General features: G+C 31.9%; 14 protein-coding genes. 1 reads left to right on the forward strand and 13 read right to left on the reverse strand.

Annotation, left to right across the window (positions count from 1 at the left end):
* Positions 1–147: 147 nt before the first annotated feature.
* From V1503_RS05975 to nadD, 10 genes are all read right to left on the reverse strand, one after another.
* Complete coding sequence (locus V1503_RS05975) at positions 148–1,950, reverse strand: M6 family metalloprotease domain-containing protein (RefSeq protein WP_214484339.1); 1,803 nt, start codon at positions 1,948–1,950, stop codon at positions 148–150.
* A gap of 678 nt (positions 1,951–2,628) precedes the next feature.
* Positions 2,629–3,066, reverse strand: a complete 438-nt coding sequence (locus V1503_RS05980; protein WP_410625557.1) for a disulfide oxidoreductase — start codon at positions 3,064–3,066, stop codon at positions 2,629–2,631.
* The gene (locus V1503_RS05985; protein ID WP_410625559.1) at positions 3,067–3,738 is read right to left on the reverse strand and encodes a DsbA family protein; all 672 of its coding nucleotides are present in this window, start codon (positions 3,736–3,738) and stop codon (positions 3,067–3,069) included. It abuts the gene before it with no gap.
* 429 nt (positions 3,739–4,167) lie between these two features.
* Positions 4,168–4,539, reverse strand: a complete 372-nt coding sequence (locus V1503_RS05990; RefSeq protein WP_214484337.1) for a DUF1304 domain-containing protein — start codon at positions 4,537–4,539, stop codon at positions 4,168–4,170.
* Between the two features lie 361 nt (positions 4,540–4,900).
* Positions 4,901–5,824, reverse strand: a complete 924-nt coding sequence (locus tag V1503_RS05995) for a DMT family transporter (RefSeq protein ID WP_410625562.1) — start codon at positions 5,822–5,824, stop codon at positions 4,901–4,903.
* Between the two features lie 668 nt (positions 5,825–6,492).
* A complete protein-coding gene (locus tag V1503_RS06000) occupies positions 6,493–7,380 on the reverse strand; it encodes a DMT family transporter (RefSeq protein ID WP_410625564.1) in 888 nt (295 codons plus the stop codon).
* Positions 7,381–7,591: 211 nt separating this feature from the next.
* Positions 7,592–8,623 carry a S66 family peptidase gene (locus tag V1503_RS06005; RefSeq protein ID WP_410625566.1) on the reverse strand — a complete coding sequence of 344 codons (1,032 nt, stop codon included), beginning with the start codon at positions 8,621–8,623 and terminating at the stop codon, positions 7,592–7,594.
* A 300-nt stretch (positions 8,624–8,923) separates the two neighbouring features.
* Complete coding sequence (locus V1503_RS06010; RefSeq protein WP_410625569.1) at positions 8,924–9,484, reverse strand: NUDIX hydrolase; 561 nt, start codon at positions 9,482–9,484, stop codon at positions 8,924–8,926.
* Between the two features lie 628 nt (positions 9,485–10,112).
* Positions 10,113–10,940 carry an NAD(+) synthase gene (nadE, locus tag V1503_RS06015; protein ID WP_320258839.1) on the reverse strand — a complete coding sequence of 276 codons (828 nt, stop codon included), beginning with the start codon at positions 10,938–10,940 and terminating at the stop codon, positions 10,113–10,115.
* 452 nt (positions 10,941–11,392) lie between these two features.
* The gene (gene nadD / locus V1503_RS06020; RefSeq protein ID WP_214484331.1) at positions 11,393–12,019 is read right to left on the reverse strand and encodes a nicotinate (nicotinamide) nucleotide adenylyltransferase; all 627 of its coding nucleotides are present in this window, start codon (positions 12,017–12,019) and stop codon (positions 11,393–11,395) included.
* A gap of 301 nt (positions 12,020–12,320) precedes the next feature.
* Between nadD and V1503_RS06025 the strand changes: the two genes are divergently transcribed.
* Entirely contained in the window at positions 12,321–12,638 is a 318-nt protein-coding gene (locus tag V1503_RS06025; protein ID WP_214484330.1) for a YolD-like family protein, read from the forward strand.
* A 447-nt stretch (positions 12,639–13,085) separates the two neighbouring features.
* Here V1503_RS06025 and V1503_RS06030 read toward each other — a convergent pair whose 3' ends face one another.
* From V1503_RS06030 to yhbH, 3 genes are all read right to left on the reverse strand, one after another.
* Positions 13,086–13,220, reverse strand: coding sequence for a hypothetical protein (locus V1503_RS06030; protein ID WP_410625573.1), 135 nt, complete (start codon positions 13,218–13,220; stop codon positions 13,086–13,088).
* 1,028 nt (positions 13,221–14,248) lie between these two features.
* Complete coding sequence (locus V1503_RS06035; RefSeq protein WP_410625575.1) at positions 14,249–15,274, reverse strand: hypothetical protein; 1,026 nt, start codon at positions 15,272–15,274, stop codon at positions 14,249–14,251.
* A gap of 497 nt (positions 15,275–15,771) precedes the next feature.
* Positions 15,772–16,941, reverse strand: coding sequence for a sporulation protein YhbH (yhbH, locus tag V1503_RS06040; protein WP_320258843.1), 1,170 nt, complete (start codon positions 16,939–16,941; stop codon positions 15,772–15,774).
* Positions 16,942–17,295: the final 354 nt, after the last annotated feature.

Raw genomic sequence — 17,295 nt, forward strand, 5'->3', positions numbered from 1 at the left:
GTCATGTACTCAAAGATTACGAAATAAAAATCCTCTTACACAAATGTGTAAGAGGACTTTTGTTTATACGGCAAATCTTCTTCTATAGTAGTTGTTTGTAGGTCAATATATCTTTTTCCAGCTTCATCGCTGATTTTATTTTATAGCTTAATTAGCATAATAGAATTTTGCAGTAACTGAACCATCTTCATTTTCCACAATGTCTGTTACATGAATGCCACTATCTGCTGGTGTAGAATTAAATCCTTTCCAGAAGTAATATGAACCAGTGTGTACATTTTTAGAATTAGGTGTTATTTCATCACCAGTTTTAAAGAAATCAGCTGCTTCACCACTATTATTATCTTTCTCAAGATCATATTTTCCGTCAGCTTGAAGTACTGATAAACCATAATGCGTAATTGGTGCACCTTCGATGAACTCTACTTGATTTTCTTGGAAACGCTTATTCTTCCAGTTTTCAACGTTATTTGGCCTGTTTACTGGATCTGCTTCCCTAATTACATTTTCATCAACATGCCATATAACTAGACCACTAGCGTCCTCACCCATTCTATTAAACCCTTCATTAAACCCTTGTTGCTGTACATTTTCAATTAAGAAATATTCTGTTCCATTAGAACCTGGAACTGCCATTTTAACTACGTCAGGTGACTCATTAATAGGTTGTAAAGTAATTTCCTGTACGCCATCTTCTGGTGTTACTTCAATTGGATCAACCCACCCTAAGAATACTTTAGATAGTGGATCAAAATGTGCTGGTGAGTTACCAGAGTATTGTGGAGCATTAGGGTATCTATTCCAAGATCCACCTGCCATAAGTGTGAACTGTCCTGCACCTCTTGAAGTATAATCTGTATCATAAAAATCTGGTAAACCTAAAGCATGTCCGAACTCATGGGCAAATACACCTGGTTGTGCAGGATATGGACCAGTAACAAACTCCTCACTGTAACTTCCAGTTGATTCATCGTACCCAGCAACATTTCCACCAATTTCTGGTTCTACTGTGTAGTTATTTACTACGACACCATCGTAAACTAAACTTGGAGTAATGTCATTCATGAATTGATCGATCTCTTCATCAGTTACATTTCCATCTTGATCTACGTCAGCTGCAGGAAAGCCAGTTTCATAATACTTACCCCAGTAAGCTGCTGAAAGCACATTCCATTTATGAGACCAAATTTGAGCAGGATCAGTACTAAATTCTGCTCCAGTTCCTTCATGAACGACAAAGATATTCGGCACTTCACCATCTACAGCATATTTAGAGAAATCAATTTTCTCATCAGCAGTTTGCAATAAATCAATTAATAACTCACCAATTCTAGCATCTCCATTTACATTCCCGTGTACGAATGCATCACTTTGTTCCAAATAATAAGAAGCTTCTTTAGGGAGGGTAATCCATCCGATATCTGTCATGTCATCGTACGTTGTTAACGTTACTTTCCCATAGCTTGCTTCTTTATATAAATTTGCCATCGTTCGGTTTGTAGGAGCTTTAATACCTTCAAACTCTTCGTATTGTTTAAACCTATCGATCTCATACGGATTGTATTGCTCTCCAAACACTAAATCATTCAAGTAACTAGCAGGTACTCGGTCTTCAGGCGCACCCAAAGCTGTATCTGGAAATTCAGCCAATAGGACTAACATAGGAATTTCATCATCTGTAAATTGATAGTCAAAGCCCTCATGTCCAGGTTGTTCAAATTTATTTCCACGGTTTAACTCTTTATTGGCTGGATCAATTTTCTCCAACTTAACTCCATTTTTTTTCGCACGATCAGCGAGCTCAGGTGCAACAGAAACATATTCTGCTAGATTAATTTTAAGAGATTCGTTGTCCACGTCTGCCTTTGGTGACTCAAGCAGATGAGTTCCAGCTAAAGTTCCACCTACTAGCGTAGCTGATAAAACGAGTGAAGATATTTTTTTAAACATATTTTTCCTCCTTGTTTATTAATATACAAATGAGAGATACACAGCAACACAACAACAAAGTTCCCCTCATATTGCTTTTTACTTATTAAGTAGTAAAGAAAGCCAAATTGTTAATGGCTACTCTCAAACAACTCCAAAATAGATGTTACCCGATAGAGATAGTTGGTATTATACAATCAAAATAACTATAATTTTTTGATTAGACCTTATTTACCCCCCTTTATTTTCTGTATATTATAAATTTAATAATATTACAAAAACTTAAAAATTTCTATAATTCAAATAAAAACACGACAATATAGCTATAATTTTGGCATAATTACGAAAAAAACGGGCTATTCTATCAAAAAATGTAGTTATTATTGATAAATATCAAACTTTCTTACTATATCAATATATATAATATTATGTTTAGATTTAACCAACCTTAAGAACAGGCTCTTTTCGTAAATGTTATTAAAAAGAAGTCCTAAGTGATTTTCATAAGCTGTATCCATGTTTATTTATTAATAAGAAAAACCCCAATAAATGCGAAAACAGCTAAGAAAAATACAAACTAGTCGTTTATGGTGTAAATTGTAATTATATATGAAAAAAAGCCTATCATAATAAAGATAGACCTAAAAAACAGCTTCAACTTGCTAGTATTATTTTTAGCAATTATTTCTTACAGCTACTCTATTTTTTATATTTTTTTGACCCTAACAAAAGCAATAATGTGATTAAAGTAAAAGCAACTAAAGCTAAAAAAGGAATCGTAATAAAGCCAAACCAATTAATATACTCATTACTACATGGAACTCCGTTAACACATGGCTTTATTCCACCAAAACCAGGTATCTTCTGTTCTAAATAATGTAGAAGAGAAATACAAAATCCTAAAATTGACATCGGAAGAACAAATTTTCTTACACTTATATCATTTTGATAAGTACCGATACCTAATATTAGAGTTAGTGGGTACATTAATATTCGTTGATACCAACACAGCTCACAAGGAATAAACTCTCTAATCTCACTAAAATATAGACTTCCAAAGGTCGCTATTAAAGACACTAGCCATGCACCATATAGGAAGAATTGACCGCTACCTTCTCTACTGGAATCCTTCATCATTTAATTGTCCTCTAGTTGTTGTTCTATTAATTTCTTTATTGCATCATAATCCATAGGATTGTCCATCATAACCCCGTTTATAATAACCGATGGAGTCATTTCAACTTCATATTCTTTCACTAAATTATCGTCAATACTTACTTCATCCATTGTTGACTTTTCAATTAAATCATCCTCTAATTGTTGTAAGTCGATATTTGTTGTGGCTTCGGCAACTTCAAGAATTTTCTCTATAGTAACCCATTGTCCTACATGCTCTTCAGGTTGTTCACTAAACAATTTCTTATGAAAATCCCAGTATGCTTGTGGGTCATTCTTATATACTTCTTCGGCAGCAAGTGAAGCTAGAATTGATTCTTCCCCATGGAATAACACATTTACATAAGATAATTTTACTAAACCCGTATCAATATAATCCTTCTTTAATTCTGGGTAAATATACTCTCCCCAGCTCTTACAAGCCGGACACAAAAAATCTCCAAACTCAACAATAGAAACTGGTGCATCAGCCTGTCCTATAGTAGGTTGATTCTCAATAGGTGGGTGTGAAGCCATATCACTACCAGGTTTTTGACTCTCTTTATTTACTATAATAAGTAAAGATATCATGGCAATAATAATTAAAGGAAGTGCTATTAGAAATTTTGATGATTGATTTTTACTGCGTTTCATATGTCACCTCTCAAAGTTATTAATAGACTCTGGAATAATAGAAATCTATCATAAAAGAAACACCACTATTTATCTTAACATGGGCGAACAGAAAAAGTGTTTTTAAAAGAGATACTTTTATTACATTTTTTCATTTAATTCTATATAATTACTACCTTTTTTCATAAAATTCTTACCCTAAACTTTGTTGCTGAATTCTTCACAAAAATAAACCTTAATAATGACTATTAAATCATTGTTAAGGTTTAATAGCGAAGAACAGAAGCCGTAAATTCTTCATGAAGACGTGTAAATAATATCAATCAATGAGAAAACAACTATTCTTAAAGAATTCCATGTTATATAACATCTGCTAAACTACAATTTTATAACTATTCACTACTATATTTCAAACAACAGTGCTGTTTCGATTCACAATTACTTCTTCTTTTATTTTGAAAATAGAATGATAATAACCGCTAAAATTGCAGGAGTTCCTTGCTTAATAAAAATTCCTTTATTTGCTGTCAGGGCTCCAAATATCGAAGCAATTATCACACAAATTAAGAAGAAAAGCTGAATCATAATTTTACTTGAATCTGGAACAAAAAATAGTCCCCAGATCAAGCCAGCTGCTAGAAACCCATTATACAAACCCTGATTAGCAAATAAAATTTTCACCTTTGGAATTTCGAGTACATCTTTTGTCACTCCAAAAGCTTTTTGGGCTGTTCTACTTGTCGAAAAAAACATCTCAAGAAGCATGATATATATGTGCTCAAAAGCTACAATCAAAACAAAAATAATTGCCAATAATTCCATACATACACTCCTTTTACATATTATCCAATATTTCCTTTTCATTATAGTGCCACACTAACAATAAAAAAAGACAATTCTATGAATTAATACAGTTAAGCACCATGATCTATATATAGCCATGGATTGTTGATGGACCAAACGAGAAGAGTCTATTTCCCCTCGTCATGAATAAAAGATCAACTAAACCTTATAAAAACTTTATCTAATGATAAAAAAGTCATGAACGCGATATATACTTATGTCTTAAGAGGAAAATTATCAATCAATGTGAAAACATCCTGTGAAAAAGATTGATGATAAAAGAAAACATGGAGTCCATAAGTGACGTTCAAGTAAAGTCTTCATTTCAGAGAAACGAAGTTTATCTTGATTGAGAAATAGAAGACTTTGTTTCAAATTTCTCACCGGATGAGTCCTTTGAAATAAAGAAAATAGCAATTAAAACAAACAACATCCCAAACAAATGTGACACTAAAAGCTCTTCTTTTAAAATTAGAAAGGAAAGGATTACAGAACTGAATGGAATTACACTTGTTAAAACTCCAGCTGAGCTTGCAGGAACTGTTGATAAACCTTGATACATTAAGAGAAAAGCAAGTACAGTTACAACGATTCCAAAATATAAAATATTCATCCAATCCATTATACCAACACTTGAAAAGTCAAATTCTTTAGCTTCATAAATTGCAAATGGTAAAAACATAATAAGACCAAAAATACTCATCAACGTTGATATTGTAAGGGGTGTGAACCTATTAGATACAGATTTCCCCATTGTAATAAACAATGTTTCACCCAATACTGCTCCAAATATTAAAAGGTTTCCTAATAAAGAATTGACGGTACCTAATTCCCCATCTATAAGATTAATCAACAATACTCCTAATACTGCAAAAATAATCCCCAACCCTTTTGTTCTTGACAGTCTTTCTTTTAAGAATAAAAAAGATACTAAGCCTATCACTGCTGGGAGAGTGCTTGTTATGATCCCTGCTTCAATTGCAGTCGTATATTTTAAACCGTATAGCATAAAAATATTAAACAAAAATACTCCTGTAAATGCTTGAAGAAATAGAATGAATAAGTCTTTTAATCTAATAGATGGAAATTGTTTTTCTTGTAGCAATAAAAATGGAACCAGAATGATTGTTGCAACAATAAATCGTAATTCCGATGCTAAAAAAACTGGAAAACTTGAAATAATAAGTTTTCCAAAAACCACTGAGCTTCCCACAATTGCCATAGCTAAGAAAATCTTTGTATATGCCAATATCGATGGATTCATTGCACATTCTCCTTGTTTTAAAACTATTATTACAACGACAAACCTTGTCACTTTTTATTACTTTTACATCAATAACATTTTTATGAATTTTATATGAGACTAATAACACATAAGTATATTACCTTCTAATGGAATTATGAAATTCCTCTAATATAACCCTCAAAAATTCATTTAGAATTTCAAATTTACATTGATAATCTAATTAAAATAGAAAATGACTTCCCTCTCAGTCTGTTTACGGAAAGTGCAGTTTCTCCCAATAACAGCAATTTTCTTATATATATAACTTTGTACTCTGATCAACTCTACTCAACTAAACTCACCTCTTATCATATAAATTAAACTTATATTATCATATTTTTTTGAAAAATCACTTTTTTTACTTTGTTAGAATACGCCTATGAATCATTACATGAGGTGGGAAAAAAAATTATTCAACACTTTTATAAACAGTCACCATTTACATAGAGGTCGCTATTATATACTTACAAATGAGGTTAGATATGATTCCTGGCGCGTACAATAATGCATGCAATTAAAGGTAACAAAAAAGACGCTTTTCATTACAGAAATGCGTCAGCGATTTTTTGACAATATAACAAAATTGTACCGGTGTTATAGCGTAAATACTATTGCAGAAAGAAAAAACTCCCTGCAATATTTAATAGTTATTTTCTCTTTTGAAAATTTCCTACTACAACTCCGGTTAAAATTAAGATTCCTCCAATAAAGAAACTAATATTTAGTTCTTCACTTAATAAAACCCACCCTAATAAAGAACCTACTATTGGTTGAAATAAGAAAAATAATGAACCGACCCCAGCATCCATGATTTCCATACCTTTGTTCCAAAGAAAAAAAGCTCCTGCTGTTGAAACTAACCCAAGGTACGTAATACCCAAAATGATTAAACTGCTTTGAACATATACGTCATATACTTGAAGTTCCCATAGCATGACGGGTGTTGTAAATATAAATGCACATAGTATGGAGTAAGTTGTAATAAACAATGTTGAATAGTGTTGAGATGCAATTTTCACATAAACTGAAAGTACTGCCCATGTAATTGCAGCTCCTACTAGAATTATGACACCAAGTAGATAGGTATCGAAAGTGATATCTATTCCAATAACCACAACAACTCCACAGGTTGCCAGAAGCAGTGCCATAACTTTTACAATTGTTAACCTCTCTTTTAATACAAACTTTGCAAAGATGATAGTAAAGGCAGGTGTAACTGAAGTAATTAGTGCTCCTGTATGTGCATCAGCTAATTTTGTACCAATAAATTGAAAAGCAATAGATACAAAATATCCTATAAAACCAATCCAGGCTAGTAATAACCAATCCCTTTTCTTAATTATTACTTCATTTCTCTTTTTCACTCTACATGTTTTTAAAATTGCAACTAAAAAAGCAAAGGCAATCATATATCGCAACCACATTAAGGTGAATGGTGGAACAAATTCTAAAACATATTTACTTACAACATACATCCCACCCCAAATACTTGCGGCTAAAGATAAACATGTCGCTCCAAGTAAGTTTTGTTTCATATTTATAAATACCTCCATCTTTACATAGGAAATTTGAAAAAAATATTTCCCCTATGATGAGGCATGACAATTTACTTAACTATTCATCCCTCAACTTAGGAAAGAATAGCAGGCTGGTCATTTTCAAAAATATCAAAATACAATCTCATTATATATCCCCCTATAAGTTATTAATGAATCAATTTGTCTCACTTAATTCAGTACGCCCGATCTATTCCACTCCGCTTTCAAGAATTGAGAATTTGCCTTGTTTACAATCAATTTCTGCTAACACACCGTATGGCAAAATAAACTTCGGCTCCGTATGACCAAAACTTAAATTATAGAGAATCGGCAAGTCTTCTAGATGGTATTCTTTCATTACCTTTAATATTTCATGTTTATATTCTTCATAATATTTCTCATCTTTAGGTTTACCGAAAATGATACCCCTTGTTTTTTGTAAAATCCCTTGTGCTGCATAATTTCTCAACCAATACTTAATATAATTTGGTTCTGGATGCTCTTCAGATGTTTCAAAGAAAAGAATACTATTCTCCCAATATTTCATCTTTGGCCACAGTGATGTGCCTTTTACAAACTCCAACACTTCCATACATCCTCCAATTAAATGTCCCTGTCTAATGTCTGAACCTTGAAGTATCTCATAGCCATTATTCTGTTTCATACTACGTCGTTGATATTTGTTTGAAATTGTCCATTCTAAACGCTCACTCGTCCATTCATTGGCGGGTTGAATTTCACCAATAATCTCATTTGAAAATAGCGTTCTGTTTACCATTTCAATTGTATATGGGTTCATTTCAACGTTTTCAGCAAAATCAGTTAAAATTGCTGGACCGTAAAATGACGTAATACCCGCTTTATAACAAAAAAAGTGAGAAACAGTCACATCTGAATATCCTATAAAAACCTTTGGATTTTCTCGTATAACATCAAAATCGATATATGGAAGTAAGCGAATACTATCTTCTCCACCAATATTTGCAAAAATCCCTCTTATACTTTTATCTTTAAAAGCCATCATTAGGTCCATAGCACGAGCTTCTGGATTATGATAAGTATACTCTGATCCTTTTAAGCTATATGGCATCGGTACAACCACAAGACCAAAAACCTCTTCTAACCTCTTTACGCCCTGTTCATAACGCCATCTAAGGTCAGGGTCGCCTGCTCCTCCCCAAGAAGGACTTACTGTAGCAACACGATCTCCCGCTTGTAATTTTTTGGGCTTAATTAACACAGTAACTACCTCCCGCTATTCTTACTTTTGCAGACCCTTTTTGGTAAACATTCTTACAATTTCTACTGAAATAAATTAGCTTTTTATGAATACAAAACAACTATTCATAGGAAAAACATACACTCCGTGAATGCCTATACTTCACTAACAACTTACCAATTAATATAGTTCCTTCGATGATTTTATAAAATTAACGCATCTTTTAAATGATGGTTTTAGGGAGTTTCTTTTTTTAATCTACATGCCCTTTTTTACTACAAAACGCTATTTTAAATAAGTTATATTTTACATAACTGACCATTATTTTGTATTCTGATTTTCTACAAGAAATTGTTGTGCCAAAAAATATGAAGTGACTGTAAATATCTGCGTGTTTATGCTATTTGATAATATTTGATTCCCAAAACTATCGAAATCTACTAATCGAACTTTTATCTCTTCGGTATCATCTAAATCTTGCTTATCCCCTTTAAATGCTTCCAATAATAGATAGATTTTCACTTTATTGTTTTGTGTTCCCGGATTAACCATAAATTCACCTAATAAAATGGGTTCTCTTAAAGAAGTGTAACCTGTTTCCTCCTTAACCTCTCTTATTAACCCTTGCTCGTGTGTTTCATTTCCCTCTCTTCTTCCAGCAGGAACTTCTACAAAAAAATCGTTACCACCATGACGATATTGTTCAACTAGTACAAGCTCGTTTTCTTTTGTAATGACTATCGCATTCACCCAATCTGTGTATTCATTTACATAATAATCTTCTATTTCTATGCCATTTGGAAGCTCACAATGATCTCTTCTGATATTACCGAATGGACTTTTATGTATGTACTCTGATTTTAACGTTTTCCATTTCTCCATAATTTCCCTCCTAATTGATATCATTCTACCAAACTATTCATAATTTTAACAAAACCATCTGACAGTTATTGATGTATTAGATCTTTAGGTGACTTTTTGTATTGCTTCGAAAACATCTGATTTATTTTTCAAAGCTGTTTTCGCATAGATTGTTGTTTATCATACAAATAAAAAAGTGTATAACTAGATTTGCTGCATCTTTTCTTCTATAAAACGATGAATACTTTGTAAAACGACATCATTACCTTTTAGTTTAAGAACTATAACAACAAAATTCACGCAAACATTTTTATGGTAAAAAGATCAACTCAAAAAATGCCTCATTATTTTTTTTACTGTCTTGCAAATATGTTAAATGCTCACTATTCCCCTCCATATATATCTAAATGCTAGGTTACTGTACTTACAAATAGTTTGACCTTTTCAACTTTTACTGCAACATACAAAAGAAATTCTTTTTAGATTAAAGAGAAAAAATGTGTTGTTACAGGCTTAAATTAGTCATGATCATTTACAGAGCCAATCAAATAAATAAGAAGCTAAGTTCACTTGAAACCAACGGTATAACTAAAGAAATAAAAAAAGGATATAACAATTGTTATACCCGCTTCTTTATACGTGCTGTCTGTTATTTCCAAAAATCATCAAAAACACTAATAGGCGCATTGCGTTTATGTTTTGTTTTTAACCAATGGGATGTAATTTTTTTCGATGCGTCTTCCGATACTTTTTTTCCCTCTAAGAAATCATCAATTTCATCATATGTGACACCAAGAGCTATTTCATCTGGCAATTGAGGTTTCCCATCTTCCAAATCAGCAGTAGGTGCTTTTAAGTACAATCTTTCTGGACAACCTAAATTTTTCAAAAGCATTTTACCTTGTCTTTTATTTAAGCGGAAGATTGGAACTAAATCACATGCCCCATCGCCATGCTTAGTATAAAACCCTGTCACAGCTTCTGCACTATGGTCTGTACCTAAAACAACACCATTGTGAGTACCAGCAATACTATACTGAACTTTCATTCTCTCTCTTGCCTTTTCATTCCCTTTTAAGAAATCAGAGATTTCAACCCCCGCTTCTTTTAAAGACTCTACACTAGCATCTACCGATGGCTTGATATTAACTGTAAATACCTTTGTTGGTTGAATAAATTCAATTGCCATCTGACAATCATCCTCATCCTTCTGAACACCATAAGGAAGTCTAACAGCAATAAAGGAATACTTGCTATCACCACATTCTTCATTTAACTCATTTACGGCAATTTGAGCTAATTTACCAGTCAAAGTAGAATCCTGACCACCTGATAACCCTAAAACTAAAGAATCAATAAAAGGATGTTTCTTTAGGTAGTTCTTGATAAAATCTACACTTGTTCGAATTTCTTCTTGTGGATTAATAATTGGTTGAACCATCATTTCTTTTATAATTTCATTTTGATATTTGTGCATCGAGAACTTCCTCCCTAATTTTTATTAACTATTTATTTAACATGTTTTTATTTATTCATTTTTCCTGCATCCCCAGAAATAATCCGAAGGACAAACTTTCACGAATAAAGCATCCCTGTTGAAAGAACTCTTTTCATTATACCTGCTAAGTATACTATACTCGAACAGCTTTTTTCATAGCCTGAATTCGCCTGTTACCTCATTCTGAGGATTTTTATATTTCTCCCTAAATCCCCATGTCTTTTAGTTCTCTAGAAGTTATAGCCTTAAGGACAACTTTTATATAAGATTCACCCTAACGATTTTTGGATTCCACCAACTTATTAGTTGTAAATTTCCTACTGGAAATGGATTCATTTGTTGCACAAGTCTTACCATTATCCACAATGGGATGATGACTATAAATAGTAAATTTTCCTAATAACGAAATTATTGTCACTGGGTAGCCTTCGCTATCCTATTCTTTTCATATATAGCTTATGTTTTTTAATATACTGATAACAATTTTCTGGCATCAGATACCTCGGCTCTCCCCCCATACTTAATTCATCACGAATATAGGTTGAACTGATTTCCATAGCTAGACCTTTATCAATTAAATGGAATGTGTTGCCGTCATCATTATTTCTTAATATACCTGACTTTCCAATAGTAGCTAACATATCAATACCATCACGAGCCATTATAATGAAATTAAATTCTGACACCAATTTATCACCGTTAGACCATTTTCCATCCCCTATATCAACCAATAAATCCGCTCCCATGATGAAGAATAATTCATCACCCGGATATTTGTTCTCAAAATGTTTCATCGTCGTATAGGTATCAATTTTCCATGCATCTTGATTCATTTCATAATCATCGAAAATAAATATAGGATTGTTTTCAATTGCCATTTTAACCATTTCTTTGCGATGCTCATCACTAATATTCATTCGCTTATCTTTTCGTTTATTAGAACAAGGTAAGAAAACTACATAATCTAATTTACAACGGTGTGCAACCGTACTTGCAGTCCATAAGTGTACATTGGTCACTGGGTCATACGAAGACCCATAAATTCCGATTCGAGCCATTGCTCACCCTCCTTAAATATAATAGCCAATCAATTCTTCTAACCTTTTTTCATTATGTTTTTTGTATGCAGTTCCAAGAGAGAAACCTGTATGTTTAGCAACCTTCACTTATGGGATCAATACATCACATATTTCTTGACTGGTTATTCTCTTCCATCTTCAAAACGTCTAACTTTAACTTATCATATGTATTTACTAAAAAACACACTATTTTGCGTGAATTTGACTCAAAAATTTTATACCTTTTTATTTAACAACAGAACGTATTTTCTTATATAATATAATAATAGGGGTGATTTTATTGAAAGGTCGTGAAAAGGTGAAAGGGGCTCCTTCCTATATGCAACCTGAAGAAATCAAGTTGCTCAAAGATGAGTGGGATGATTATAGCAAGTTACAAAATAAGGATGAAATACAAGATATAAAAAGTAAAATTCTAGAAGCTTTAGAATTTAAATCGGAAGTAACTATAACGTATACTAAAAATGGACTTTCTAGACCTTGTGTGGGGCACATCTATTTTGTAGATAAACTCAATAAACATATAATGGTGATAGATAATTTAGAAAATGTTCATAAATTAAAATTTGAGAGTATTATAAATGTACAAAAAAATTAACAGCCCCATATACTTTGCAGGGCTGTTTTTTAATGAAAGTGATGTCATGATGTGATGATTATATTTTGATGTATCTGTATACATGATCATCCGTGTTTTTTTAAACTTTCGCGCAGTGTTTCATTGTTTGAAATACCTTTTCTTTCGCTCATTCCACTACTTTAGTATGCCCATGGACATAACACATCGATAACTTATGTCATTATGTAGTAACCAATTGAAGAATTAAAAGAGATATACTCTAGAATATTAACGATTAATGATAAATATATGTGCAATTTCACCAAAAAGAATCCTAGTGTTTATTCCTAGCACCATTTCAACTAGTGCTTTCCCTTCAACTTTCCTGTCTTATATGTAATACCACCAAAAGCTAAATCACAAGTTTTAAGATCACTCGTTTTAGCGCTTAGTCACCTCAAATAAATAATAAGTCAGATTCATAGACTATTCCAAAGTAGAATAATCTACACTTGAGTTTTCTTCAATTTCAACTTTTGTACCGACTGAAACCGTCATCAAGATAAATACAAAGAACAGTACAATCGTTCCTACTATTAAACTCAGTATCATTTTTTTCATAATTATTTCCCCCAAAACTATGTATTAACCACAGTTAGTTTCTTTTTTAAGGCTCTTTTCCTACACTTTATTGCTTTTTTCACTTACATTTGAGTCACTGATATATAGGATAGAATATTTTAATAGTTATTAGAGAAGTACTACAGTTATTAATCAACAATACAAAAGGCTACCAAGCTATGCGTGGCAGCCTCTATATTAACTACAAGTATCATCCTAATAGATTACTTACTACCACAAAAACTAATACAAAGGTAGGAATAAATACGGAGTGAAATAACAGCTGTCTTTTCTTTGTCATTTACATTCCCTACTTTCTATTAATATTTCATATATTTATAATTTTAAATCACTTTTAACATAAACACAATTTTATAAGTGTACAATAATCTACAAGATTATTGCGATTAAAAAGAAAGGTGAATATATGAATGGTTGCAACAAATTTTATCTCAAAGGAGGCGAGGTACTTTGAAACCCTTAAACCCTATAGGCGTTATACTAGTTTTAAGTTTAGGGAAAAAATCAAATATTAAAAGCAACGTTTTATGAGTTATAGAGTATTTAATCAAAGGGGCTTTGATTTCCCCAAACAACACAGTCCGTAATCACCCACCAATCGATTGTCATTTGTACCGGTTCTCAATTTGTGATACACGGAACTACCGATGCTGCAACATTTGAAAGTACTTGCTTGTCCATCTATGTCCCAATTTTTCAAAAAAGGTGTGCAATTTTTTAATACTCGTTATTGCAAGTGCTGTACAATCTCAAAGTGTACTAGATATTTCTAAATGCTTTATCATTTATAAGTATAAGAGCATGTCATTGGCTATCCTGACATGCTCTTTTTCATCAATTCTATTAAGTTTTATTACCCCTATTGTAATATCAACTTACATAAGATTTATAAACCTTTTATTTAACACTTCTCCAGCAACTCACAGTCGTTTGTTACTCTAAAAAATTTCTGGTTATCGGAGATAAGAAGATAATGAATCGTATAAAATATTATCTTATAACAACAATTATTGAATTAATTTATTTACCCATCTATCAAACTCTTCTTCCGTTTCCTTTTCCCCATTTATATACATATCTATAGAGTTATCATTATAGAAAAAATATATTACATATTGCTGGTCCCCTTCAAAGAACATTACATTACTACCATTATTTCCAAAGAACCACTCTAGGTTTTCAAATGTACCATTTAACAAATCATATATACTCTCGTTATTTGGTGCTTTAAACTTTGCCATTTGCGTCTTCAAATTATCATCTAATTTATTGACCCATTCATCAAATTCTTCTCTCGTTTTCTCCATACCATCTACAGTCATATATATTGATTCCTTCTTATAGTTAAAGAATATTACATATTGCTTATCATTCTGTTCCCCTAGAAAGAGCATCATATTATTATCGTCACTTTCAAAGGACCAAGTTTCATTTTCGAATGTATAATTTAATATATTATATACACTCTCTTCATTTTCAGTTTTAAATTGTTTCATTTGCTCCTTCATCTGTTTATCTAATTTTTGCATATCATTATCATTTATCTCATAATCTCTATATACTAGTTTATTTATCCATTCATCAAATTCTTCTCTCGTTTTCTGTTCCCCATCTACATACATATCTATAAATTCTTCTTTAATATCGAAGTATATTACATATTGTTTATCAAGATCATTACCTTCGAACAGAATTAGATTATAATCATCACTTACAAAAGTCCAACCTGAATCTTTAATTCTAGTATTTAATAATTCATATATACTTATCTTATTAAAAGCTTTAAACTTTGCCATCTGTTCCTTCATCTTTTTAATAAAACTTTCTTCACTTAATATGGGGTTCTCATTTGTATTGCTGTAATCTATTGAATCAGATGTCGGGTTCTCATATAATTTGCTGTAATCTATTGAATCAGATACTTGAAATAATTGAACCTTTTTATCATTTATTGTAATATCATCTTCATGATGTACTAATTTCCCACCAAATAATGACATTGTAAAAATAATAGCAATTTTGATTTTTATCATGAAGTGTAGCCTCCAATTATTTTGTGATTCTTATGATGGCTATATTTTATTAAAACTTTTACAAAAATGGATTACAAAATGGTTACAACGTACTTATTTTGTAATATTATAATGAATTAATGGTACAATCAATGTCCATTTTTTTGAAAACAAAAAAAACACTCTCTATTTGTTTTTTCCTTTTCTTATGTCCACGTTACCAGTTAGTCACCCACTTTTTCATAAATGGTTTTTTTTTCATAAACTTTGTTGCTATGATTTTATATGTTATTCTTCGTTGTACAGAAGAAAAGATGCCCTGAACGTTAGTTAGTATCGTATTTAGCTCTAATTACGAAAAGCAACAATTAATGAGAAAACAGCCTTCGTAAAATACAGCTTTGAATTTTCTCGTTATAGGTCACTGCCTCTACAAACAATAAAGCACATGCATTAATCATGTTCTTTCTGTATTAAACCCCATATAAAAAGCCAGCCTCACAGCTGACTTCTTACACTTATGCATACAACTTTTCCTCTTCTTTTCTAAAAAAACTTTTCATCGCATGGAATACATCAGCTTTTTGCTTTAAAATATAGTACCTGAACTTTTCATCTTTTATATTTTTATAAGCTGACATTAATGTGGAGTGACGGTTATACTGATTCACCTCACCATACCCGAAAATGTTTGATATCTCCATAAGCTCTTTCACGTGCTTAACACATCTGGCGTTATCGGAAGTAAGATTATCTCCATCTGAAAAATGAAATGGATAAATGTTGTATAGAGCCGGGTTATATTTATTATCAATTACTTCAAGTGCTTTACGATAAACTGAAGAACAAATTGTTCCTCCACTTTCTCCTTTCGAAAAGAAATCCTCTTCAGAAACAACTTTTGCTTCTGTATGGTGGGCAATGAATACTAATTCAACTGTTTCATATTTAGTCCTCAAGAAACGAGTCATCCAGAAGAAAAAGCTACGAGCCATATACTTTTCCCAAATTCCCATACTTCCGCTCGTATCCATCATCGCAATGACAACCGCTTTTGATTCATGTTTTATAACTTCATTCCATGTTTTATATTTTATATCTTCTCGATATATAGGATGAAAACTTGGATTACCTTGCATTGCATTTCTTTTATAGGCAGAAAGCATCGTTCTTCTTTTATCAATATTTCCAGTTAGACCCGTCCGTCTTATGTCATTAAATTCTATTTTATCAATAACGATTTCATCTTGATCTTTTTGCTTTAAGTTAGGAAGCTCTAACTCTTTAAATAACGCTTGCTCTAATTCCATTAAAGAAACTTCTGCTTCGTAATAATCCTCTCCCGGCTGATCACCAGCCCCCTGTCCTTTACCTGCACCTTTTTTGGAAGGTGTACCATCACGTGCAATTACATCACCAATTTTACTCTCTCCATCTCCTTGACCAGTATGTTTATTCTTATCATAATTGTATCGAATTTTATATTCATCTAATGAACGAATTGGGATTTTTATTACTTCCCGTCCATTTGACATGACAATACTTTCTTCTGTTATTAAATCTGGCAAATTGTTCCGAATTGCTTCTTGTACTTTTTCTTGATGCCTTTGCTGGTCATCATGTCCTTTACGATGGAGGGACCAATCTTCACGTGAAACCACAAACGATTGCACATTTTTTGCTGACATTGTTAATCCCCCTATTTAATTTTTTAGCAATCTGAAAAATCCATTCACAAAATTGGCATTGCCTGCATAACGTATCATAGTGCTTTTTTTCTCATTATAAAGGTTGGTTACTCTATCATATGCAGTAAGGATGAATTATTGACAAATATTTCAGCTAAATAGGTACATATCTATTAAAATTAGACAAGTCCTGCAAATCGTGTTTGAAGGAAATAAGAGCATAACGTTAATTTAGCTTGCATGCTTATAATTACTGAATGTAAAAGGAGAAGAAAAAATATTTAAACTTGTATAATTTAGCAGGATTAATGAGTTTATCCAAAGAATATATGAATCATTAGAAACTGATTGAAT

Source organism: Nanhaiella sioensis (assembly GCF_046557775.1).
GTDB classification, from domain to species: domain Bacteria; phylum Bacillota; class Bacilli; order Bacillales; family SM2101; genus Nanhaiella; species Nanhaiella sioensis.